The 22,583-nt window shown below is 63.3% G+C and carries 25 protein-coding genes; 8 read left to right on the top strand and 17 right to left on the bottom strand.

What is annotated here, in order from left to right; genetic code table 11:
- Positions 1-68: 68 nt before the first annotated feature.
- On the top strand, positions 69-1,016 hold the full coding sequence (locus tag E4Q23_RS07455; protein ID WP_169066117.1) for a CysB family HTH-type transcriptional regulator: 948 nt from the start codon (positions 69-71) through the stop codon (positions 1,014-1,016).
- Positions 1,017-1,249: 233 nt separating this feature from the next.
- Here the strand turns inward: E4Q23_RS07455 and E4Q23_RS07450 are convergent, their stop codons facing one another.
- Positions 1,250-1,687, bottom strand: a complete 438-nt coding sequence (locus E4Q23_RS07450) for an endonuclease domain-containing protein (protein ID WP_169066047.1) — start codon at positions 1,685-1,687, stop codon at positions 1,250-1,252.
- Positions 1,688-2,070: 383 nt separating this feature from the next.
- On the opposite strand from E4Q23_RS07450, the gene E4Q23_RS07445 reads away from it, so the two are divergent.
- Positions 2,071-2,577 (top strand): hypothetical protein, encoded by a 507-nt coding sequence (locus E4Q23_RS07445; RefSeq protein ID WP_169066046.1) that lies wholly within the window; start codon positions 2,071-2,073, stop codon positions 2,575-2,577.
- A 147-nt stretch (positions 2,578-2,724) separates the two neighbouring features.
- On the top strand, positions 2,725-4,578 hold the full coding sequence (locus E4Q23_RS07440) for an NACHT domain-containing protein (RefSeq protein WP_169066045.1): 1,854 nt from the start codon (positions 2,725-2,727) through the stop codon (positions 4,576-4,578).
- A gap of 200 nt (positions 4,579-4,778) precedes the next feature.
- On the opposite strand, the gene E4Q23_RS07435 is transcribed toward E4Q23_RS07440, so the two are convergent.
- The 11 genes from E4Q23_RS07435 to E4Q23_RS07385 form a co-directional block, all read right to left on the bottom strand.
- The gene (locus E4Q23_RS07435; protein ID WP_169066044.1) at positions 4,779-5,255 is read right to left on the bottom strand and encodes a PaaI family thioesterase; all 477 of its coding nucleotides are present in this window, start codon (positions 5,253-5,255) and stop codon (positions 4,779-4,781) included.
- 28 nt (positions 5,256-5,283) lie between these two features.
- The gene (locus tag E4Q23_RS07430; RefSeq protein WP_248595296.1) at positions 5,284-5,535 is read right to left on the bottom strand and encodes a YdhR family protein; all 252 of its coding nucleotides are present in this window, start codon (positions 5,533-5,535) and stop codon (positions 5,284-5,286) included.
- 222 nt (positions 5,536-5,757) lie between these two features.
- Positions 5,758-7,677: a 2Fe-2S iron-sulfur cluster-binding protein gene (locus E4Q23_RS07425; protein ID WP_169066043.1), complete on the bottom strand. Its 1,920-nt coding sequence runs from the start codon at positions 7,675-7,677 to the stop codon at positions 5,758-5,760.
- Between the two features lie 106 nt (positions 7,678-7,783).
- The gene (locus E4Q23_RS07420) at positions 7,784-8,281 is read right to left on the bottom strand and encodes a hypothetical protein (protein ID WP_169066042.1); all 498 of its coding nucleotides are present in this window, start codon (positions 8,279-8,281) and stop codon (positions 7,784-7,786) included.
- A complete protein-coding gene (locus E4Q23_RS07415; protein ID WP_169066041.1) occupies positions 8,274-9,845 on the bottom strand; it encodes a hydrogenase iron-sulfur subunit in 1,572 nt (523 codons plus the stop codon). Before E4Q23_RS07415 ends, E4Q23_RS07420 begins: the two co-directional genes overlap by 8 nt.
- A gap of 142 nt (positions 9,846-9,987) precedes the next feature.
- Positions 9,988-10,452, bottom strand: a complete 465-nt coding sequence (locus E4Q23_RS07410; RefSeq protein ID WP_169066040.1) for a tRNA (cytidine(34)-2'-O)-methyltransferase — start codon at positions 10,450-10,452, stop codon at positions 9,988-9,990.
- Between the two features lie 84 nt (positions 10,453-10,536).
- Positions 10,537-11,421: an SCO family protein gene (locus E4Q23_RS07405; protein ID WP_169066039.1), complete on the bottom strand. Its 885-nt coding sequence runs from the start codon at positions 11,419-11,421 to the stop codon at positions 10,537-10,539.
- Between the two features lie 44 nt (positions 11,422-11,465).
- On the bottom strand, positions 11,466-12,362 hold the full coding sequence (gene cyoE, locus E4Q23_RS07400) for a heme o synthase (protein ID WP_169066038.1): 897 nt from the start codon (positions 12,360-12,362) through the stop codon (positions 11,466-11,468).
- Between the two features lie 157 nt (positions 12,363-12,519).
- On the bottom strand, positions 12,520-14,214 hold the full coding sequence (locus E4Q23_RS07395) for a cbb3-type cytochrome c oxidase subunit I (RefSeq protein ID WP_169066037.1): 1,695 nt from the start codon (positions 14,212-14,214) through the stop codon (positions 12,520-12,522).
- Positions 14,215-14,769 (bottom strand): cytochrome C oxidase subunit II, encoded by a 555-nt coding sequence (locus E4Q23_RS07390; protein WP_248595295.1) that lies wholly within the window; start codon positions 14,767-14,769, stop codon positions 14,215-14,217.
- Between the two features lie 30 nt (positions 14,770-14,799).
- Positions 14,800-14,949: a hypothetical protein gene (locus E4Q23_RS07385; protein WP_169066036.1), complete on the bottom strand. Its 150-nt coding sequence runs from the start codon at positions 14,947-14,949 to the stop codon at positions 14,800-14,802.
- A 307-nt stretch (positions 14,950-15,256) separates the two neighbouring features.
- Between E4Q23_RS07385 and E4Q23_RS07380 the strand changes: the two genes are divergently transcribed.
- Together E4Q23_RS07380 and E4Q23_RS07375 are read left to right on the top strand one after the other, a co-directional pair.
- The gene (locus tag E4Q23_RS07380) at positions 15,257-16,306 is read left to right on the top strand and encodes a COX15/CtaA family protein (protein WP_169066035.1); all 1,050 of its coding nucleotides are present in this window, start codon (positions 15,257-15,259) and stop codon (positions 16,304-16,306) included.
- Positions 16,303-17,244: a COX15/CtaA family protein gene (locus E4Q23_RS07375; protein ID WP_169066034.1), complete on the top strand. Its 942-nt coding sequence runs from the start codon at positions 16,303-16,305 to the stop codon at positions 17,242-17,244. Before E4Q23_RS07380 ends, E4Q23_RS07375 begins: the two co-directional genes overlap by 4 nt.
- 101 nt (positions 17,245-17,345) lie before the next feature.
- Here E4Q23_RS07375 and E4Q23_RS07370 read toward each other — a convergent pair whose 3' ends face one another.
- Positions 17,346-17,822, bottom strand: a complete 477-nt coding sequence (locus E4Q23_RS07370) for a copper chaperone PCu(A)C (protein ID WP_423753321.1) — start codon at positions 17,820-17,822, stop codon at positions 17,346-17,348.
- A gap of 86 nt (positions 17,823-17,908) precedes the next feature.
- Here E4Q23_RS07370 and E4Q23_RS23265 point away from each other — a divergent pair, with 86 nt between their 5' ends.
- Positions 17,909-18,055, top strand: coding sequence for a hypothetical protein (locus E4Q23_RS23265; RefSeq protein ID WP_211203671.1), 147 nt, complete (start codon positions 17,909-17,911; stop codon positions 18,053-18,055).
- Positions 18,056-18,136: 81 nt separating this feature from the next.
- Here the strand turns inward: E4Q23_RS23265 and E4Q23_RS07360 are convergent, their stop codons facing one another.
- Together E4Q23_RS07360 and E4Q23_RS07355 are read right to left on the bottom strand one after the other, a co-directional pair.
- Positions 18,137-18,346, bottom strand: a complete 210-nt coding sequence (locus E4Q23_RS07360; protein WP_169066032.1) for a hypothetical protein — start codon at positions 18,344-18,346, stop codon at positions 18,137-18,139.
- Positions 18,347-18,364: 18 nt separating this feature from the next.
- Positions 18,365-18,946, bottom strand: coding sequence for an SCO family protein (locus E4Q23_RS07355; RefSeq protein WP_169066115.1), 582 nt, complete (start codon positions 18,944-18,946; stop codon positions 18,365-18,367).
- Between the two features lie 438 nt (positions 18,947-19,384).
- On the opposite strand from E4Q23_RS07355, the gene E4Q23_RS07350 reads away from it, so the two are divergent.
- Complete coding sequence (locus E4Q23_RS07350) at positions 19,385-20,095, top strand: aspartate/glutamate racemase family protein (RefSeq protein ID WP_169066031.1); 711 nt, start codon at positions 19,385-19,387, stop codon at positions 20,093-20,095.
- A gap of 18 nt (positions 20,096-20,113) precedes the next feature.
- Here the strand turns inward: E4Q23_RS07350 and E4Q23_RS07345 are convergent, their stop codons facing one another.
- Positions 20,114-21,034 carry a DMT family transporter gene (locus tag E4Q23_RS07345; protein ID WP_169066030.1) on the bottom strand — a complete coding sequence of 307 codons (921 nt, stop codon included), beginning with the start codon at positions 21,032-21,034 and terminating at the stop codon, positions 20,114-20,116.
- Between the two features lie 190 nt (positions 21,035-21,224).
- The gene (locus E4Q23_RS07340; protein WP_169066029.1) at positions 21,225-21,539 is read right to left on the bottom strand and encodes a hypothetical protein; all 315 of its coding nucleotides are present in this window, start codon (positions 21,537-21,539) and stop codon (positions 21,225-21,227) included.
- A gap of 325 nt (positions 21,540-21,864) precedes the next feature.
- On the opposite strand from E4Q23_RS07340, the gene E4Q23_RS07335 reads away from it, so the two are divergent.
- Positions 21,865-22,563, top strand: coding sequence for an energy transducer TonB (locus E4Q23_RS07335; RefSeq protein WP_336511624.1), 699 nt, complete (start codon positions 21,865-21,867; stop codon positions 22,561-22,563).
- The last annotated feature ends 20 nt before the right edge of the window (positions 22,564-22,583 follow it).

Here is a 22,583-nt window from a genome sequence, read left to right as displayed (position 1 = left end):
AGCACAGAGTTTGATCGAAAAAGACTATTCAGTTAGATTGTTATAACCAACGGTGATTAAGGGTGGCGATGAAGCTCCAGCAACTGCGTTATCTCGTCGAAGTGGCGCAGCGCGGCCTCAACGTTTCGGAAGCCGCGGCAGCGCTGTACACCTCGCAACCGGGAATCTCGAAACAGATCAAGCTGCTCGAAGACGAACTGGGGGTGATCGTTTTCGAGCGCAGTGGCAAGCGCCTGACAGCGGTCACCGAGCCGGGCCGGGCGGTGCTCGAAATCGCCGAACGAATCCTGCGCGACGCGGAGAACATCCGTCGCGTCGGCGAGGAGTACGCCGGTGGCGACTCCGGCAGCCTGGTCATCGCCACGACGCACACGCAGGCACGCTACGCGCTGCCCGGCGTCGTCAAGAGCTTCGTCGACCGCCATCCGCGGGTGCGGCTGTCGCTGCGCCAGGGGCATCCGACGCAGATCGCCGAATGGGCGCTGAAAGGCGAGGCCGACATTGCCATCGCCACCGAAGCGCTCGACCAGTACCCGCAGCTCCTGATGCTCCCGTGCTACCAATGGGTGCACTGCGTGATCGCTCCCGACGGGCATGCCATCCTCGGCGAGAAGCCCCTGTCCCTGACTGCCCTGGCGCGCTGGCCACTGATCACCTACGACTCGGCCTTCGCCGGTCGCTCGCGCATCAACAAGGCTTTCGAACTCGCCCGGTTGACCCCCAACGTCGTGCTCACCGCCATCGACGCCGACGTCATCAAGACCTACGTCAGCCTCGGCCTCGGCCTCGGCATCATCGCCAGCATGGCTTTCGATGCCACCCGCGACGCCGGCCTGCAGGCGCTGCCTGCCGAACATCTCTTTGGCTCGAACACCACGCGCATCGGCTTGCGGCGTGGCAATCACATCCGTCGCTTCGAGTACGACTTCATTGAGCTTTTCGCGCCGCAGCTGACGCGCAAAGCGGTCGATATGGCCATTGCCGGTGCGCGGCCGGGGGAGGAGTATCAGCTTTGAGCATCAGCCGCTCAGGGCGACGATTCGCCGTGGCACTTCTGGTCGATGTTTCCGACCGGTCCTGGCTTGCTGCCATCCGCCGATGCGCAAGGATCACGACAGCGGCTACAAGTTTCTCTTCTCCACTCCGGAGCTGGTGCGCGACCTGATCATCGGCTTCGTTCCCGACGAATGGCTGGCCAGCCTCGACTACAGCACTCGCGAACGGGTCCCCGGCAGCGTCGGGCAGATAGTCAAAGCAAGGCGCGGCCAGGCCATCGCGCCCGCCGTTGTCGGCAGTGCGGCCATTTACCTGCCTGCTCCCCTCCCCCTTGCGGGGGAGGGGCTGGGGGAGAGGGGGAAGCACGTTCAACTTCCGCCATCACCGCCTCCAGAACCGCCGCGGTGTCAGTCAGTATGTCGTTGTTCCAGAAGCGCATTATTCGGAATCCCTGAGCCGTCAACCAGGCATCGCGTGTCTCGTCGGGCAGCGATTCATTGTGCTGTCCACCGTCCGCTTCAACGACGACACGAGCACCGAAATGCACGAAATCGACGACGTACGGGCCAATCGCCTGCTGGCGCCTGAATTTCACGCCGCCCAGGCGATGCGCTCGCAGGTGGCGCCAGAGGAGATTCTCGGCGTCGGTCATGTTCTGGCGCAGGGATTTGACGAAGTCGTGCTTGGGCATTGGTTTTCTCCCCCTCTCCCCAACCCCTCTCCCACGAGGGGCGAGGGGCTAGTGCTGCTTTCGGCGTGGTCGGTTTGCTGTGGCGAACATGCTGCTCGCGTGTTGGCGGGGCCGCGTGGCTGTGCTCACCGTGTCGTGCGTCCGGGGTGCCGGCGTGCAGCTTGTGGCGATTATCCTGGTAATCAGTTTGGCCGTGCTTGCGGGTGTGTGGCGATCCATGGCCGTTGTCCTTGATTTACGGCGCAGCGATTTAGCGTGCTTGGTAAGGGAGTGCTTTCCAGACGGCAAAAGCGGCAGCGCCGGGTGGGCGGGCGGCGTTGCCGCTGTTTCTCGCGGACGCTTGGTTATACTGTTCGGCGACACGCCTTCTGGAAACCGTCACGATGATCACCACGAAGCTCTTCCTTGCCTCGTCCTCCGAATTCTGCGAGGAGCGGAAGGAGTTTGAGCTCTGCATCAGCCGCAAGAACAAGGCTTTACGTCCGCGGGGTGTCGTCATCGAGGTGGTGCTCTGGGAAGACTTCCTCAATGCCATGTCGAAGACCCGGTTGCAGGACGAGTACAACCAGGCGATTCGCGAATGCGACCTTTTTGTAACGTTGGTCGGGAGCAAGGCTGGTCGCTACACCGACGAAGAATTCGAGACCGCCCACGCGCAATTCAAGGCCACCGGCAGGCCCTTGATCTTCACCTATTTCAAGGACGTGCAGATCAGCTCTGCCAGTGTCAACCGGGCTGATATGGCAAGCCTGTGGGCGTTCGAGGACAAGCTGAAGGTCGTGGAGCACTTCCCAACGCGTTACACGAACACCGACCAGCTGAAGCATGAGTTCAATCAACAATTGGATAAGCTGCTTGCAAGCGGCTCGATCCGAGTCGCGTCGCACTAGCCTGAGCAGTCGCAAAAGTCACCCAAGGTCGACGCTGGCCCGACGGCCGGCAGGGCCTACCCGGTCGACGGCTATCTGCGCTGGCTGCGCAGCCATACCGAGTCCATCGAGCTGCGCGGCATCGAACGTGCGGGGGGCGCGCTGGTGGTGTCCCTGCCGCTGGAGGCGGCCTATGTGCCGCTGCGTGCCCGACCGATCCCGCGGCCCGGTGACGCGCAGGACAAGATGGCAGCGCAGTCTCTCCCTCGCCCCCGCAGTCGCGGTGACGCTGGCGAGAAAACAGAACCCGATGAGCGCGAGCGCGACAGCGATATTGACCTCAACCAGGTGCTCGGTCTCGGTAATCGCCTGGTGATCATCGGCGGGCCAGGATCGGGCAAGACGACGGTACTGCTGCACATGGCGTGGGCGCTGGCGTCTTCGCTGCTCACCGGGCAGGCAGAGCCGGCGCAGTCGCGCCTCGGTTTGGCGGTGGTCGCTACCAGCGAACTGCCCTTGCCGATCTTTGTGCCGCTCGCGTCGTTCGCCCGCTTCCGCCGCGAGCTGCCGGCCAACGCACCGGCACGCGAGAGGGCGCTGACACACTTCATCTCCTATCACCTGATCAGGAAGCAGGCCGACGTCGATCTGCCCGACGATTTCTTCGTACAACTCCTCAGGGACGGGCGGCCGGTGATCCTGTTGCTCGACGGGCTCGATGAGGTCGCCAATGAAGAAGAGCGCGCCGAAGTGCGTGCGTCGGTCGAGGAATTGGTCAGTGGCCAGGAGCGCATGCGCGTCGTTGTCACCTGTCGCACCATCGCCTACCGCAGCGGCGGTACTGCGCTGGGCGTGAGGTTCCGTGAGATTGCCGTGCAGCCGCTCGATTTCGAGCAACACGTCGTACCGATGGTGCGCCAGGCGTACGCCTGTATTCACCCGCAGGACGCCGATTTGCGCAGCGAGCGGGTGCAGGAACTCCTGGGTGGCATTCGGCGGCTCGAGGACGACCGCCGTGCGCGCCTCGGCGACGATGCGCAGGTGCTGGTCGATAGTCCGCTGATGGTGCGCCTGTTGCTGATCGTGCAGGTGAACAACCGCACGCTTCCTGACGGGCGCGCCGAGCTCTTCGACAAGGCGATCAGCGCCTTGCTGCAAGTCGACTACGGACGCGAGCAGGCCGACATCCGCGAGTTGGCCAGCGACTGGAAGGTGTTTCGCGACATGGCGCAGCATCTCGCTTTTCACATGCACCAGCAGGGGCGTGACCAGGGGCGCGAGATCGGTGAGCGGGCCTTGCAGAAGGTCTTGCGTGAGGAGGCCGAATTTCGGCCGCACATTGACCGCTTCCTCAGCCACGCCCGTCAGCGCGGCAGCGTGCTGGAGGAGCGACAGGGCGCCTATCGCTTCATTCATCTGGCCTTTCAGGAATTCCTGGTGGCGCGCTACCTGCGCGAAGTCACCGGCGACGAGGGCCGTGACGCGATCCTTGCCGTGCTCGGCGACCGCCTCGACGATCCGTGGTGGCGCGAGCCAATTCTATTGCTGGCTGGCTACCGGGCGAGCAATGCCGCCAAGTCGGCGCGCGATTTTCTCGGAGCGCTGGCCAGGTTCGGCGGCGAGCCGAACGCGCAGTTCTCGGCAGCCGAACTGGCGGGCACGGCGGCGCTGGAATGGCGCGAATGCGGCGAAGCGACCCGCGGCGGTTGCGCGCGGAGGATCGTTGAACTGTTGGGCGACGAGTCGACGCTGCTCGGTGCCAGGCCGGTTGTTCGCGCGCGTGCGGGAGATGTGCTTTCGGCCCTGGGTGACCCGCGATTTGACCAGGAGCGCTTCTGGTTGCCGGCCGACGATGGCCGCGAGGATCTCGAAGCAGCCGCCAAGGGTGACAGGGTCGTTCGCGGCGGCGCGTGGGGTTTCGACCGCAGCGATGCGCGCTGCGCCTATCGCAGCGTGGCACATCCCGATAGCGACCCCTTCGTCGGTTTCCGGGTGGTGTTGCGTTCTTCCCCTGATGAGTAGCCCTGACCTCTGCTCAGCTGGACTCCGGGCCTCTCGTGCTCCGACTCTGGAGGGGTTGCGGGGGAGACTTCCCCCGCGGCGCCCTTTTTCGCTGGCAGCCTGCACGGTTCAGGCTTCGCCTTGCGGCCGAGCTTCTGATCCTCGGCCGAGTCGCGGGCGGAGCCGGCCACGGTTTCGGCCACGCGTCCGCCGCGGCCCGCTTAAGGCTTTTTCGCCGCAGCATCAGGCAGTCGCACGGCGACCATGTGCCCGCGCGCGCAAACCTCGCCATGGGCAGTCAAGGACAGATTGACGGTGACTTTGCGCGCTTTGACTTCGACGATTTCGCCGCGGACTTCCAGTTCGGCGTCTATCGGCGTCGGGCGGAGATAGTCGACCTTGAGCGAGGCGGTGACAAAGCGCATCGGCGGCGCGCTGCCCATTTCGCGACCTTCTGCCTTGCACGCGGCGGCCGCCGCCGATGCGGCTCCGTGGCAATCAAGCAGGGAGGCAATCAGCCCGCCGTAGACATTGCCGGGGACGCCGCCGGTGTAATAGGGCTGCGGCGTAAAGCGGGCAACGGTCGTCTCGCCATCCCAATGGCTTTTCAAATGATGGCCGTGTTCATTGCTTTTGCCGCATCCGTAGCAATGACTGAAATCCTCCGGATAAAAATCCTGAAAAGCTTTGTCGGGCATTTTTGCTTCCTTTCTGTAGTCGTGGGCGTTACCGAGTGGCGGGCGATATCTCGCTTTGAACTGCCTGGTCGGCAATGATTTCCTGCGTGAGGTTGTCGACGACCAGCGGGCATTCGAGGAAGGTCAGCGACGGCTCGCTGCCGTATTTGCCGCGGACGAAGGCTTTCCATTCTTGCGTGTAGACCCGATCGGCGTCGGCACGCATGTTCCAGAGATAGATGCCGCCGGCGCGCTTGCCGTCTTCGGAAAGAAAGTAGTACTTGCGAATCAGGCCGGGCATGCCCTGGTATTTTGGCGCCGTGCTCCGGAAAGTGGCCTGGGCCTGTTCTCTGGACAGAGTGTGGGGGGAGCTTGAATTCGACGATGACGGTGATCATGGGCTTCTCCTGGCGTGGTGGTGATCCTGGGTGGCGGGGGGGTGGTCGACTGGCTGCTGCCCCTCTCCCCAAGCCCTCTCCGACGAGGGGCGAGGGGCTTGGAAGCGTCTTACTCCAGGCCCAGGCTACGACCCCTGCCTGGGCTGGAAAGCCATCGACCTGGCCGAGACGCTGAAGGCATCGGAGAAGCACGCGCCGTCTTCCGCACCGTGCTGCTTGAGGAAGGGGAAGATGGCTTCGACCATGCGCACCGAGCCGCAGGCGTAGATTTCGTGTTCCTTGAGTTCGGGGAAGTCTTCGAGGATGGCTTCGTGGACCAGGCCGGTGCGGCCGCTCCAGGTGGCTTCGGACTCGGGCTCGGAGAGCACGGGGATGAAGTGGAAGTTGTCGTGTTCCTGCGCCCAGCGCGTCGGCAGTTCGGGCAGGTAGAGATCTTTCAGAGTCTTGACGCCCCAGTAGAGATGGATTTGGCGCTTGAGACCGCGCTTGAAAGCGTCTTCGACCATGCTCTTGACCGGGGCGAAGCCGGTGGCGCCGGCGACGAAGACGATCGGGCGCTCGGATTCGCGCAGGCTGAAGTCGCCGATCGGGCCTTCGAAGCGGATCTCGTCACCTTCCTGCATGGCTTCGAAAACGTGCGTCGTGAATTTGCCGCCGGGCATCAGACGGATTTGCAGTTCGACGAACTCGGGTTCGTGCGGCGGGTTGGCGAAGGAGAAGGCGCGTCGCTGGCCGTCGTCGAGGATGATGTTTACGTACTGGCCGGCCTTGAACTTGATCTGCTGGCCTTGCGGCAACTTGAGCAGGACGCGCATGACGTCATGGGTGAGCTTCTCCAGCTTGACGACGCGGGCGGTGTATTCCTGGATGCCGCTGGCGACGGCGCTGGCCTGGTACTCGATGATCACGTCTTCGAGTGCAGTGGCGCAGCAGGAGAGCACTTTGCCCTGCGCCAGTTCGGCGTCGGACAGCGCGCTCGGCTGGTAGAGGCCGGGGTCGACCTTGCCTTGCAGGACGGTGCATTTGCAGACCCCACAGCCGCCGTTACGGCATTCGTAGGGCAGGTTGATGTCCTGGCGCAGGCCGGCGTCGAGCAGGGTTTCGCCAAAGCGGGCGCTGACCGATCTGTGATCGGGCTGGAAGGTGATCGAGGTCAATGCCTTGGCCGAGCCGAGTCGTTTTGGCGGCAGCCAGGGCACGAGGATCAGCAGGACGGTGAGGCCGATGACCCAGAACCAGAGGTGCAGGGGGTTGGTGACGTAGACCAGCGCCAGCACCGGCAACTCGAACCAGTCGAAGGCAATGCCGGTCGGGACTACCGCCATATCGGCTTCGCCACCCTGGCTGAGGATCGGCTTGACCAGCGACAGCGCCAGGAACATCAGGGTCACGGCGATGGCGATCGGGCGCGGCGGATTGATGTGCGCGCGCGGGATGCGCTGCACGTGCACCCACATCACGATGCCGATGATCAGCGGGATGCCGATGTGCAGGAAAGCGAGCAGGGTGAACAGGCGGCTATTGACGTTTTCAAGGAACAGGAAATTGCGGATCAGGGTGCCGTTGAACATGGGCAGGATGTCGAACCACTCGGCAGTGGCGATGACCACGAACTGCGCGAGCTTGTCCCAGACGAGCATGAAGCCATTGACGCCGGCGATGTAGATCAGCCACAGCAGGACGACGCCGGTGAGCCAGGAAAACGAGCGGAAGCCGCGATAGCGATCGTAGGCGAAGTGCCGCAGCATGTGTAGCAGCATGGTCAGGATCATGCCGTCGGTGGCGTAGCGGTGCACGCTGCGCAGGATGCCGCCCAGCCACCACTGGTCATGGGTGATGCTCTCCACCGACTCGAAGGCGTCATGGACGCCGGTGTCGGCGAAGATGTAGAGGTAGAGGCCGGAGATGAGCAGCAACCAGAATTGCCAGAAGCTGATCGTGCCGAGGTGGTAGAAGGGGTTCATCTTGTCGCCGAAGGCGACGTTGAACACATTCTCGATGCGCATGAACAGCCAGCGGATGACTTGTTGAATGATTTTGACCATTTTTGATGTCAGCTCGGGAAATTGTTTGATGTGGAACTCGCGTGCGTACCTGTTGGCCGGGACCTGTGTCGGCGGCAGCGTCTGGAGTTATGCGCAGTGGCGGTGATCACTTGAAGTACAAGCCACCTTGATCCGGGTTGAAGTCGACGACCATTACCTGCCGTGGGGCAAGGGTGATCTCTTCATCCTGGACGAAGTTGAAGCCGGGGACGACCAGGTTGTCGTTCATCCGGACTGCCAGCTGGTGCGTGCCTGCCTTGACTTCGAAGCGCTTGTAGACGGTCGACACGCCGTCCTTGTAGAGGCCGGTGGGGTGCAGCACGGTACGAAAAACCGGCTCGCCGTCGAGGTCTACTTCGAGATTGATGTCGGAGCGCTCGCGCGGGCAGTCCATCGGTGCGCGCATGTTCGGTGGCATCTTGGCCAGCTCTTCGGGTGTCCGCTTGCGACACTCGCGGTCGCCGAGGTGGCTGATCGAGAGCTTGATCAGCGCGACGTCTTCGGGAATCTGGTGGTAGGTCGGCGAGGTGGCGAAATAGCCGATGAAAGCGGCAAAAGCGCCGTAGAGGATCACCTGGCCGACGATGGCGGCGGGTTTAAGCATGATGTGAAGCACTCCGCAGGTAGGGTGGAAGGCGGTCGGTCGCAACCCCGAGGGTTTCGATCCGGGTTCTGAGTTCGGCCACCGCAGCGACCAGTGCGCCGCTGTCGTGCGCCGAGCCGAGCAGTAGTTGCAGTCGCGAGGGGGGTACGCTGGGGCGCAGGTGCGGTTCACGATCGCCGAGCAGGCGCTCGCTGGTCCAGCGTTCGCCGAGGCGGAAATCGCAGCCGCCGCCGCGACAGGCGGTAACCACGACGCCGTCGGCACCACCGCGCAGCGCATATTCGACGAAAGCCGGCGGCAGCATGCCGGTGCAGATCAGCTCAATCACCGCGGTGTCGGCGCCGGCCAGCGGGCTGCCCTGGGCACCGCGCGCGCAGGAGAAGACGACGATGCGGGTGCGGCCGGCGAGTTGCGCCAGCGCCTGCTCGAGTTGCTGGCGCAGGGCGTTGACCGGCAGTTGTGGCATGTCGATGCCGGTGATCAGCGTCTCGCGACGGCGGAAAGGGGTTGATGACGGGCAGGAGCCGGCACAGATGCCACAACTGGCGCAGAGGTCGGCGTCGACGATCGCCAGCTGGTAGCCGGGTCGGCCCGGGTGCGGCGCCATCGAGATCGCCGCATAGGGGCAGTCGACATGACAGCGGTCGCAGCCGGTGCAGTTGGCCGGGTCGACGACGGCGATCGGCTGCGCCTTGGGGTGCGGCAGCAGGGGCAGGGCGAAGAGTAGTGCCGTCAGGCCGAAGAGCAGCGACCAGACGATGGCTGGCGAGGTCAGGTCGGTGAGCGGATGAATGAACAGGATGAACCAGTCGAAAGCCAGTTCACCGGGAACGCTGGCCAGATCGGCGGGCGGGTTGCTCAGCGCGGGTCGGAACAGGGCGAGCAGGGTCAGGGCGGCGGCGGTAGCCAGCATCACGCGACGCGTCGGCAGGTAATCGACATGAGCGACGCGATGGACGTGTGCCCACAGGCCGAGGATCAGTAGCAGCGGCACGCCGAGATGGATGAAAATCAGGACCGTGAAGAAGCGGTCGCTGATCGCGCTCGGCGACATGAAGTTGCGCGCCGATGGCTCGCTGAAGATCGGTAGCCAGTCGAGCAGTTCGGTGGTCGCGGTCGCCGACAATTGCGCGAGTTCATCCCAGACGATCCAGTAGCCGCCGATTCCGGCAATATAGGCCAGCCAGATCAGCGGGATGCCGGTCATCCACGAGTAAAGGCGGAAGCCGTAATAGCGGCCGTAGGACCATTCGCGAAGCAGATGCAGCATCATCACCAGCATGAAGCCGTCCGAGGCGTAGCGATGCAGGCTGCGCAGGACGCCGCCGAGGTACCACTGCTCGTTGGAGAGATAGCCGATGGAGTGATAGACGGCGTCGATGCCGGTATCGAGAACGGTGTAGAGATAAAGACCGCTGCCGACGACGATCCACAGCAGATAGAGACCCATCGCGCCGAGATGGCGCAGGGGGTTGTCCTGGCCACCGAACGGGGAATCGAAGGCTTCTTCAACACGCAGAAAAACGCTCTTTGTGCCGTTGCGCAATGCGGCGTGGAAGCTCACGTGCCGGAGGCCTCTGAAGCGTGGTTGAGAATAATCATTAGCCGCTGATTATATAGACTGCGGGCTGGAGGCGACTTGACCCGAGTCAAATACAAAACATGCCATGACGGTTGCGACATGTCGAGCGCCTCCGGATGCCGACTTATACGCCGTCGGCAAAACCCTGTTGCCGCCAGGCTTCGAAGACCATCACCGCGACCGCATTCGAGAGGTTGAGGCTGCGTTGTCCGGGCCGCATCGGCAGGCGCAGGCGCTGCTCGGCGGCGAATTCGGCCATCACCTCGGCCGGTAGGCCGCTGGTCTCCTGGCCGAAGACGAAGACGTCGTCGGCAGCGAAGTCCGGATCGTCGAAACGTCGTCCGCCGCGCGTGCTGAGCGCGAAGCGGCGCCGCCCGCTCAGGGCCTGCTTGCAGGCGTCCCAGTCGGCGTGCCGAAAAACGCGAGCAAACTCGTGATAGTCGAGGCCGGCACGCTTCAGCGAGCGGTCTTCCCAGCGGAAGCCGAGCGGTTCGACGAGGTGCAGTTCGCAGCCGGTGTTGGCACACAGGCGAATGACGTTGCCGGTGTTCGGCGGGATTTCGGGTCGAAAGAGGACGACGGCGCTCAATGGCTGCTCCGGTGGCTCGGCTTGCCTGGCCCGCGAGTGGCTTTTGCAGTTCAAAAGTGGGGGACCGGCGCTGGCGCTCGCCGATCAGGGCGCCTTGGGCTCGTCGCGGCGCCGATTTCTCCAGAAGTTGATCGACAGGTAGATCATGAAGAAGACGAAAGTCAGGAAGCCGGCGAACATGAAATACAGCGAGTAGTCGGTACGATAGCGCCCGGTCTGCGGGTCGTAGACCGAGCAGATGATGCGGATACGCTCCATGATCTCCCGCAGGGTGCCCGTCTCGGGCGGGATGGCGGAGCCGGTGATCAGCAGCTTGAGCGGTTCGGCGATGTCTTCGGCGGTGAACTTCTCGCCATAGACCTGGCGCACGATCCTGCCTTCTGCATCCACCATCGTCACCTGGTTGAGGTGGTCGAAGCCGGCCGAGGTGGCGATGAAGCGAAAGCCGAAATGAGCCGTCAAGTCATCGACGATTGCCGTCGCCGGGCTGAGAAAATTCCAGTTGGGGAGGTCGATGCCGTACTGCCGGGAAAAATCCCGCAAGGCAGCTGGCGAGTCGAAAGGCTGGTTGAAGCCGATGCTGACGACGTTGAAGCGATCGGCACCCATGACGCTGACCGTGTTCTCGAGCGCTTTCTGCAGGTTGCGGGTGGTCGTCGGGCAGACCTGGAAACAGGCGGTGTAAATGAAGTTGACCAGTAGCGGCTTGCCCAGATAACGGGACAGTTCGACCGGCTTTCCGTTGCGGTCGAGCAGCACGAAGTCCCCCAGCGGCCTGCCAATGGCGGCCTGCGAGAAGGTGTAAGCGGCTTTTTCGTCGAGCGCGGTCAGTGTCAGGTCGCCGCGCAGCAGCCCCTGCGGCCGAGCCGTGAGCTTGGGCTGTTCGACCGCGGCTTCATCGGCGACGAGAGGGGAGGCTGCCAGAACGAGAAGCGACGCCAGGAGGGCGCGAAAACAGGGACCAATCATCGAAACATGCCAGTGGTGGATCAGAAGGTCAGGGCGTCCCAGGGTCAGGACGCAAATTGACTGTCCACGATGGCGGCCAGCAGCACCAGTGTCAACTGGATCAATGAAGCGTGAAAGCAGGCCATCGCCGATTTGCGGTGGGTGTCGCGAGTCAGCAGCCAGGCTTTGTGGATGAACAGGAAGCCACCGCTGGCGGCGCCGACGAAGTAGATCGCACCGAGTCCGAAAGCCAGTGGAATGAAGGAGGCGGCGACCAGCGCCAGGGTGCTGAAGAAAATCGTTTTCGCCGCCCGCTGCTCACCAACCACCACTGGCAGCATCGGCACGCCGGCGGCGGCGTAGTCGTCACGGAACGCGATGGCCAGACTCCAGAAGTGCGGTGGCGTCCACAGGAAGAGTACCAGCGCCAGCGCCAGAGGCACGGCGCCGAGTTGCGGGTCGGCCGCCGTCGCCCCGGCGAGGACTGCCCAGCTCCCGGCCAGGCCGCCGAAAACGATGTTCAGCCAGGTGCGGCGCTTGAGCCAGACGGTATAGACGATGGCGTAGAAGAAGGCGCCGAGGAAGACGAAGAGCGCTGACCAGGCATTGAGCGCGATCCAGGCGGCGCCGACCGAAAGCACCATCAAGGCAGCAATCAGCAGCAGCCAGATGGGACCATGGCGCAGTTCGCCGGTGACGAAGGGGCGCTTGCTGGTGCGCGCCATCAGGTGATCGCTGTCGTGTTCGTAATACTGGTTGAAGGCACCGGCGCTGGCCGAGGAGACGAGTACCGAGAGGGTCAACACCAGCAGTTGCAAGGGGCTCAGGCTGGGGCCGGCGCCGACGGCCAGGCCGGCGAGGGCGGTAAAAGTGATGACCACGCCGATACGCAACTTGAAAAGGCCCAGAATGGCACGGAAAGGAAAGCCGGAAGTGCTGTTCGGTGGGAGCGTGGAGTGCATGAGTCTCGGTGGCGCAGCGAAGGGAAAAGAAGAGGCAGGAGTTGGCGCGAAATCGCCCCGGGGGCGAAGGGTCAGACCTGCTTGAATCGAGCCTGGAGCATTGTCCCGGGCCCGATTGAGGCAGGCCCCCACGCCAGGGGCGTGGGGGAGCGCTCGATCAGCTGAGCAGCCAGACTTCGGACAGGTACTTCCAGTTGACGAAGTAGTAGAGCACGAAGGACACGAAGAGCAGCAAGGCCAGGACGACGGTCCCAGGGACCGGTATGTGGTCGCTGCCGTGCGCGACGGCCGAGGCCGCTTGCGTGTTGCCCGGGATCGGGGTCGGCTTGTCGGAGACCTTGCCGCCGTCGAGCTTCTTGCCGAACAGCAGCGAGCCGACGATGAGCAGGATCCACAGGCCACCACCGATGACGGCGATGACCCCGAAGATACCGGTCAGGCCCATCATCAGGTAGGCAGCACCCGGCCATTCATACTGGAACGGTGCGCCGGAGAAGGCCATGTCCCAGTGCCGGCGGGAAACGCCCAGCGTACCGGCGCCCATCATCACCAGGCCGAGAATGCCCATGCTGATGCCGTACAGGTAGGGCTGGATCTGGCACAGCTTCGGCAGGATCAGTTCGCGCCGGAAGAGCACCGGAACCAGCAGGAAGGTGATCGACATGAAGGCCAGCGTCGTGCCGCTGACAACCGTGGTGTGGAAGTGGCCGGGAACGTAGAAGGTGTTGTGCATCAGCATGTTGATCTGCTCGGTACCGAGGACGACACCAGAGATGCCGCCGAGGAAGCCGAAGCTGACCAGCGAGATGAACATGCCCGAGAACACCGGGTTGCCCCAGGGTGCCTTGCGCAGCCATTCGAACATGCCGTTGGTGAAACCTCTGCGCCGTTGCGCCGCTTCGATTGCGCCAGGGACCGTGAAGCCGTGGATCATCGAGGCCATCACCGCGAAGTACATGAAGTACGAGGTGTTGAGCACTTTCCACTCGGCGCTCATGCCCGGGTCGGACAGCAGGTGGTGCGCGCTGGCCAGTTGCAGGAAGAGGATGTAGAGCAGGAAGGCAAAACGCGAGACTTTCTCGGACAGCGGCTTGGCGTTGAAGAGCACGGCGGCAGTCAGATACCAGACCGAGACATGCGCGGCAACGTTGATTTGCTGCGACGAGTGTCCCAGGCCCCACCAGATCATGCGGTACAACTGGGCGTCGATTTCCTTGATCCAGCCCATCGACCAGAAGAAGGTCGGGATCAGGATGCCGGCACCGGACAGGATGGTGAAGGTGGCGATGATCGCCGCGGTCAGGGCGCCGAAAGTCACCAGCGGCAGCGAGCCCTGATAGGTCTTGTCCTTCTTGGCGACGACCAGGGTGCCGAAGAAGACGCAGGTACCGAGCAGGGCGCCGACGGCGACCAGGATGATGCCCAGGTAGAAGTGCGGCTGCGCCTGCATTGGCACGTAGGAGGTGAACATGACACTTGATTCACCCTGGAAAACCGCGACGTTGGTGATGATGCCGCCAACGACCATCAGCCAGAAGCCGAGCCAGGCGATCTTCGGTGCCGCCAGTCGACAGCGCAGCAATGTCGATGAGGCAAAGTAGAGAACGGCCATTTCGAAGAACAGGATCCACAGAATCAGCATGTCGATGCCGTGGGCGGTGAGAATCAGGTAGAACTGGTCGGCCGGCAGCAGCTTGATCGCCGGCCAGCGGGTAAGGATCACCAACAGCGCGGTGACGCCGCCTACCAGCAGCCAGAGGACGCCGGCGACGGCGTTCCAGCGCATCAGTTTCTCGGCCTGGTCCTCAAACTGCATTCCCGAGATTGGACAGGTGCGGTACGTGGTTGCCATCTATTTACTCCCCCTTATTTCACGTAGATACGGCCAAGCATCCAGGAATGGCCGATGCCGCAGAATTCGTTGCAAACGATGGCATAAGTGCCTTTTTTTGGTTGGTGTCATCTTCACCACGTGCTCATAACCGGGGATCACCTGGATGTTGATGTTGACCGGTTGCAGCGAGAAACCGTGGTTGTAGTCCATCGACGAGAGATGGATCTTGTAGGTTTGACCTTCCTCGAGTTCGAGGATCGGGTACCAGGCCCAGAGGCGGGCGATCAGGTAGCCGTCGCCGCCCGGCGGGACTCTCACCACCGGGATGTCCTGGTCGGTCTCGGTGCGGATGGTGTTTTCGGCGATGAACTTCTCGGCCTTGGCGGCGAACAGTTCCGGGGTGGTCTTGTAGGCCTCGTTGGACAGGTTCTGCTTACCGTATATGTGCCAGTAGATCATCATCCCGAACATGATCATCCCCCATACGAAGGCGATCGCTATCCACGCCCATTCGACCTTGTCGATGGGTTGCTTCCACCATAGCCGATCTGACGGCGGCAGAATTGCACTCATATTTCTCTCTCCCTGAGGTGACTGGCTGTTTTATTTGGCGACCGGCGTGTTCATGATGTCGATGATGCCCCACAGGATGTAGATCAGCCCTGGTGACGCCACACCGAGAAACAGGAGCAGAAAGTGGTTGTCCAGCAGCTTCTGCATGAACGGGATGTCGTCGTCTTTGTCGTCGACCATGGTTGAATCCTCCTTCGCTGATTGGCGCTCGTGGCGCTTGATAAGTTGCCGATAAGGTAAAATTCCTTGGGCTTGTCGGGCACAATTGGGCGAAGAATACCTGCTCTTGCCCTGCTTGTGATTTGATGCACGTCAAGAACGGGGAAAGACGGCGATGACCGGCAAAGCCAGCAATCATCAGCCTTGCAGGCATGCTCATGCGGCCGCCGGTCGCAGCCCCTGGAGCGCTCAAGGCCGCCGCCGAAGGCCTATAATTCGCGCTTCGCTTTCCTCGCTTCGCTTTCCTCTTCCCTCCCGGATCCATCGTATGAATAAAGTCGCTCGCCGGCAAGTTGCGCTGTGGTTGTTCATCTGCAGCGCCATGGTCTTCGCAATCCTGGTCGTCGGCGGCGTCACCCGCCTGACCCATTCCGGCCTGTCGATCGTCGAGTGGAAGCCGATCGTGGGCATCGTTCCGCCGCTCAACCAGGCCGAGTGGGACGAGACTTTCGAGAAATACAAGAAGACGCCGGAGTACCACAAGGTCAACCACCAGATGGGGCTCGAGGAGTTCAAGGGTATCTTCTTCTGGGAGTACTGGCACCGTGTTCTTGGACGCCTGATCGGTGTCGTCTTCCTGCTGCCCTTCCTCTATTTTTGCTGGCGACGCAAGATCGACCCGCCGCTGATGCCCAAGCTGCTCGGCATCTTCGTGCTCGGGGGCCTGCAGGGCGCGATGGGCTGGTACATGGTCAAGAGTGGCCTGGTCGATGATCCGCGCGTCAGCCAGTATCGCCTGACGGCGCATCTGTCGCTGGCCTTCCTGATTTTCGTGGCCATGATGTGGCTGGCGCTCGGCCTGCTCAGCGAGCGCGTGCGCGTGACCACCGACGCGACATTAAAGGGTTTGCAGCGCTTCGCCTTCTGGCTGGCGATTCTGGTGGGCTACATGGTGGTCAGCGGTGGTCTGGTCGCCGGCATTCGGGCCGGCAAGGCCTACAACAGCTTTCCGCTGATGAACGGGCATTTCCTGCCGCCGGAAAGCTTCATCATCGATCCCTGGTATCTCAATTTCTTCAACAACATGGCGCTGGTGCAGTTTGACCATCGCCTGGGGGCATGGCTGTTGGCCTTTCTGGTGCCCTGGTTGTGGTGGAAGATCAGGGCGGCCGCGCTTTCCCGTAGTGCCCGCCTGGCAGCAACTCTGGTCCTGGTAGCCGTCTTCCTGCAGATCGTGCTCGGGATCTCGACCTTGCTGCTGGCGGTTCCGGTTGGCCTCGGCGCCGCACATCAGGGGGGCGCGATGATCGTTCTCGGCCTGCTGCTGTGGTTGAATCACCAACTGCGGGTAGAGCCGGTGGCGGGCAGCGCCGCTTGATTGCCAGCCAGGCTTTGCGACTGCAGAAAATCCGGACGATTGCCTGTTGGCTGACGGCGCTGTCGCTGCTGGTGGTGCTGCTCAGCGCCTGGCTGCGCCTTGCAGCGGCCGGTCTCGGCTGTGCCGACTGGCCCGCCTGCTACGCGCAACTGCTGAGCAGCGAGCCGCCGGCGCAGGCTTTCGGCCCGCTGCGCCTGCTGCATCGCGCTACGGCCTCGCTGGCGCTACTGCTGGTCTGCCATCTGGCGTGGCTGTGCTGGCGTCGTCCGTCGCTGCCGTCGCCGGCACGTCCGGCAAGCGCCCTGGTGTTGCTGGTGCTGGCGTTGGCGGTGCTCGGCTTCTGGAGTTCCGATCCACGGCTAGTGCTGGTTTCTTTCCTGAACATCCTCGGCGGCCTTGGCCTGGTGAGTTTCTCGTGGCGAGTGGCGCTCGCCAGCCGCCCGGAAGCAATGCTCGGCAGGGCGGTGAAGGCGCGACCCGGGCCGCCAAGGCGGCTGCTACAGCTCGGTAGCGCTGCGCTGTCGCTGACGCTGATCCTCGGTGCGCTGATCGGCGCCCGTTACGAAGCCCTGGCCTGTTTGTCCTTGCCGGATTGTATGGGCCACTGGTGGCCGACAGCAGACGGTTGGGCTGCCATGCAGGTATTTGCGGCGTTGAATGGGCCGCCGCCAGCGGGCGAAGCCGGGGGGATCAGTCTGCATCTGCTGCACCGCTGGAGTGCCTTGCTGACGCTGCTCTTGTTGGGCGGCGCTGCCTGGCAGGCGCTCGCCGATGGCGCGACGCGCAAGGCAGCCATGGCGCTGCTGCTGCTTTTACCCGCGCAGGTGATGCTCGGGGCGCTGACCGTGATCAGCGGCTTCAGTCTGTGGCTGGCGATCGCGCATGCCTGCTGCGCGGCCGTACTGCTCGCTACCCTAGTGAGCTTGCTGCGGCGCTGAGGGCCAGGCGCGTGGCGAAGTGTCAACGCTGCCGTCCAGCGACATCGTCCCGCGCCGATCGGCCTTGCGCCCGACGCCAGCAAACACTCAGGGGCGGCTGCTCAGTGCTTGCTGTGTTCGCTCGCCGATGAGCCGCTGGCGGTCAGGTCGCGTACTGCGGCCTGAACTTCGATCGTTTGCACGGTTTTGTCCGGGCCCTCGACCTGTAGCGTCAGCGGGATCGACTCGCCTTTCTTCAGCGGCTGCTTCAGTTTCATCAGCATCACATGGTAGCCGCCGGGTGCCAGCTGTACCGGCTTGCCGGCCGGCAGTTCGAGGCGGGTGACGGCGCGCATCTTCATGATCCCGCCGTCCATCTTCATTTCGTGGATTTCGCTGACTGCCGCGGCCGGGCTGGCGGCGCCGACGAGCGCCGCGTCCGACTTGCTGGTGATTTCCAGGAAAGCGCCGGTCGCCTGCTGGCCGGTTACCGTTCCGCGTATCCAGGCATCCTTGACCTCGACATCGGCGGCCAGCGCTGCCGTTGCGGACAGGCTGAACAGGAAGGCCATCGCCAGTTGAGTTCGTGTTGCTTTCAAGCCGTACTCCTTCATCATCATGCAAAGGCCTTGATTATAAGTGGCGGCCCGTATTGCCTCATGCGACAAGATGCCGCAGGCGCGGCATGAAGGAATCAGGGTTTCTGGCTCCAGTTGCCTTGCTCGTCCTCGATCCACCAGCCCGAGTGGAACTGCGCCTTCCAGCGCTTGATCTGCGCCGCGCGCACGGCCGGCTCGAACTGCTGCCCGCCGTGCCTTCGGCGATCGCGTAGATCAGCGAATTGCGGTCCGGGTTTTCCTGGTCAATGAGTTTTCCGACGACCTGGAGTTGCGGCAGGTTGAGTCTACTGTCGTCACGCACCTTGATCATGCCGTCGTAACCCAGACCGATGACACCGGGATCCAAAAAAATAGACCAGTCGCGAGCCTCGCTGGGCGAGGGTGTGCTTGACCAGGATCACCGGCGGTGTGCCGATATCGAGATTGATCTCCGCGCTGGGCGGTGCCGCCGCGAGCGGCAGTGATAGAAAAGTGAGGAGCAGTAGCGCGAGAAGGCGTTTCATATCATTTTTCCTGAACGATCATTGACCATCGAGTAGCCGCTTGATGTCGGCGGCGACGCTGTCGGCGGGCTCGCCGTGGCGGACCAGCAGCCGTAGCTTGCCCTGCGGGTCAAAGACGTAGCTGCCGGTACTGTGGTCGATAGAATAGGTGTCGGGCGTGCTGCCGGCCTGTTTGACGGAGAAGACCTTGAATTCCTTGGCGGCGACAGCGGTGGCGGCGTCGTCGCCGCGCAGGCCGATGAAGCTCGGATCGAAGGCGGTGACGTAGCCGGACAGCAGTTGCGCGGTATCCCGCTCCGGGTCGAGGGTGACGAAAAGGACTTGCACGCGACTGGCGCTGTCGCCGAGACGCTTGAGCACGTCACGCATCGCCAGCAGTGTCGTCGGGCAAACGTCGGGACACTGGGTATAACCGAAGAAGAGAACGATCGCCTGCCCCTTGAAATCCGCCAGCTGGCGCGGCTTGCCGTTGTGGTCGGTCAAACTCAGGGTCTTGCCCCAATCGACGCCGGTGATGTCGCTGGACTTGAAAGCCACGGGCTGAGAACACGCCGAGAGCAGCAGGGTGATGGACAGGATCAGCGTCGAAAGGATTTTCATGGTCGTCTTTGCTTGTCGCGAAAGTCTGTTGTGCAGAGTGAAGAGGGCGGCGTTGGCCAGTTGTTCGTCGCCCGTGGGTGCGGCGGCGGCGGCGCGGCTGGCGCGGCGGTTTTTCGGTCGGCAAGCGGCTTGTCTATCGTCGCCCGCCGTGGCCGACATCCTGCGCTCAGGCTGGCATTGTCCGGAGCGCGCCGGCCTGTTGCCTTGATTCAGGTTAATCATTGTCGGTCATTCTGCAGCAGCAGCTCAAGGAAATTTCCCGCCGCGTCGCCGCGAACGGGCTCTCGCGGTGGCTTCAACATGGCGGTTCGTCGCCAGGCCGGCGACAATGGGCTCAGCCGGGATCGGCAGCAGAACTTGTGGACTACCGGCAACGATGGCGATCTGAGTCGCCGCTGTTGAGAATGAAGAGGCTGGAGGGAGTTTGGAGGAAATCGCGTGAAAACTATCGGCCTGATCGGCGGCATGAGTTGGCAGTCGACGATTCCCTACTATCGGATCATTAATGAAACCGTGCAGGAACGACTCGGTGGCCTGCATTCGGCGCCGCTGCTGCTCTGCAGCGTTGATTTCCAGCCGTTGGAGGAACTCCAGCGTCGCGGTGACTGGAGCGCGGCCGGCGCCTTGATGGCGCAAGCTGCGCAGTCGCTCGACGCGGCCGGTGCCGATTTCCTCGTCTTGTGTACCAACACCATGCACCGTGTTGCGCCGGCCATCGAGGCTGCCGTCGCACTGCCCCTGCTCCATATTGCCGACCCGACGGCAGACGAAATCCAGCGTGCGGGTTTTTCCCGGGTCGGCCTGCTCGGCACGCGTTTCACGATGGAGCAGGTCTTTTACCGGGAACGGCTCCAGCAACGGCAGGGGATCGATGTCGTGCTGCCCGACGCGGCCGACCGCGAAATCGTCCATCGCGTGATCTACGACGAACTGTGCGCCGGCCAGCTGCGCGATGCGTCGCGCGACGAGTACCGGCGCATCATCAGCCGGCTGGTGGCGAAGGGCGCGCAGGCGGTAATTCTCGGCTGCACCGAGATTTCGCTCCTGGTCAATGCTGCGGATGCAGCCGTACCGCTCTTCGACACGACGCGCATTCACGCCACGACAGCGGCGGAATATGCGCTTGCCGACCGCCAGTCATTTCCCTGACTTCCCTGATCAGGCACTTCACTCCCTGGCATGACCGTTGCGCGCCCGTTGCGCGCCGCGACCGAGCAAGGCCAGCGCCTCGTTGGTGATCAGCGCAGCGAGGACCAGTGCGCCGCCGATCAGCGTGCTCGCATGCGGCGTTTCGCCGGCACCGAGCCACGCCCAGCTGATGCCGAAAAGCACTTCGAGCAGGCCGAGCAGGGCGATCTCGGGTGCCGCTAGCTGGCGCGACAGGCGTACCACCATCAGGCAGGGAAGCGCCAGTTGAACGCTGCCCAGCAAGGCCAGCAGTTGGAGATCGTGTGCCGACGCCTGCAAGGGGTAGGCCAGTGGCAAGGTGAACGCCGCCGACAGGATGGTGCCGATCAGCACCGCTGGCAACATGTCGTGGCGCGGGCCATTTGCCGGTTCGCCCTGGCCCTGGCCGACGTGCTGCAGCATCGTGAAGTTGAGCGCGGCGGCCAGCGGGACAGCCATCGCGACGATGCTTCCGGTCAATGACAGGCCAGTGCCCGCGTCCTTCCAGAACATCCCGGCGATGCCCACGCCAGCCACGCCAATTGCCACCCAGGTTCTGGCCGGCAGCCGGTGCTGCAGGAAAATGCGTGCGAACAGGGCGGTCATCAGCGGGGTGATGGCCATGCTGATGAGCACGTTGGCGACCGTGGTCAGGCTTATCGCGAGCATGAAAGCGGTGGCCATCACCGACCAGCACAGGCCCGAGAACCAGACCGGCCAGCGCGCTTTCGCCAGACCACGCCACATTCCCGGCCCGCGCATGAGCGTCAGCGCCACACTCAAAGCCAGCGCCGCGAAGAGGCTGCGCCAGAAGGTGATCTCGAAGCTGGCAGCGTTATCGAGCTGGCGAGCGACAACGCCGGCGATGCTCCACAGCAGCGTGGCCAGGACCATCAGAGCAACAGCACGGCGGTGCGACATTTTGGCACTTCCTGCCGCGAAGTCGTCGCGGCCCGGGGGGAAAGGCCGGCATTGTGCAGGATTTCATACCCTTTGCGCTTGCCAAGTCGCGAGCATGGCTCCGCAACGTCGGCGGCCGGTACCCATACGTGGAGTGCTGGGTGGCGAGCGGCATAGCGAGGCGATTCGTTTGCAAGTGGCAGTGCAGCGCCTACTTCTGCTGCATGCGGTTGAGGTAATCGATCAGCGCGAACAGGCGTCCACGGACATGGGAATTGGCGTTGTGTTGCCTCTCGAAGGAGCGCTCGGCGGATTTGAGCGGATAGTCGTTTCCCCGGATCAACATCTCACTCGATCCCTGCACTTTGACCTCTTTTCGTCCTTCGATCACGCTATAGACACTTGCGAAGGGAAAAACCCCGCCGTTGCTCTTGCTCCGTCGTAACAGGGCGGGCGGCGTCACGTTCAGGAGGCTGGCATACGGCCCAGCTTCTGCATCCGCCTGCTTCCCCCCGCATTGGTTCATTTTCTCCGTGCCTCGCTGGCGGCCGGCAAGGCACTCGTTTTTTTCTCGACGTCGCGAAGCAGAATCATAGGCACAATGGCGGCTGCCGGCAAACGAAGTGCTGCCGGCACTGGCTTTCCCGGACGGCGAGCGCCTCTACCGAGACAAAATGCCGCATCCGGATGTTGCTGGGGCGGCTTACAATGACGCCCTTTCGAGCACCGCTCAGTGCTCACTGAGCTAGGCAGAGTTGGCGGAGTTGGGCGAAATGTCGGGCCAGGTGCATGGCACAGCAGGGTACTTCGAACTGCCGGAAGAGCGCAGGCCGCCTTTCTGGAGGCTGGCTGTGCTCGTCCTGCTGGTCCTGGGCGTGCACCTCAGCGGCCTGTTTCTCGCTTTTGGAATGGTCAGCGGGCACACCCCTCCGGAGCCCTTGCCGGTGCTGACCGTGCGCGTCCTGGAACTCGCCCCGGCGCGGGCAAAAGTCGAAGAAAGCAGGACGGTCGAACCGCCAAAGGTGGCCAAGGCGCTTGAACCGCCAGCCGCGGTGGCGCTGCCAGCACCCGTCAAAGCGCCGCGAAAGCTCCACCAGCAGAAGGCGGCGCGCGCATTGCCGGCGCCTGCGAAGAAGCTATTGCCAACGCCGCCGGCGCTACTGACGGCGGCGCCTACGGCAGTTGCGGCGACTCCATTCGCCGTCGCGCCGCCAGCAGCGTCGGCGGCAGTGGCATCACCGCTGGCGCTTGCGGCGCCTCTGCCAGCGGTTGGGGCGCGATTCGACGCCGACTATCTGCGCAACCCGCCTCCCGTCTATCCGGCGGCTTCGCGGCGAATGGGTGAGGAGGGGCGTGTCGTTCTGCGCGTCATGGTCAGCGCCGAGGGCCTGCCGCTGAGCGTCGAGATCAAACAGGCGAGCGGTTTTCGACGCCTCGACGAAGCGGCCAGGGCGGCTGTCGAACGTTGGCGATTCGTCCCCGCCAGGCGCGGCGCGACGGCCATCGAGTCGTCAGTGCTGGTACCGCTACAATTCACGCTCAAGGGTTGAACAGGGAAGTGGAAGAGACT

The sequence above is a fragment of the Candidatus Accumulibacter phosphatis genome, assembly GCF_012939955.1.
GTDB classification, from domain to species: domain Bacteria; phylum Pseudomonadota; class Gammaproteobacteria; order Burkholderiales; family Rhodocyclaceae; genus Accumulibacter; species Accumulibacter delftensis.
Note: the sequence above shows the minus strand (reverse complement) of the source record. Positions and strands in the feature narration are given on the sequence as shown.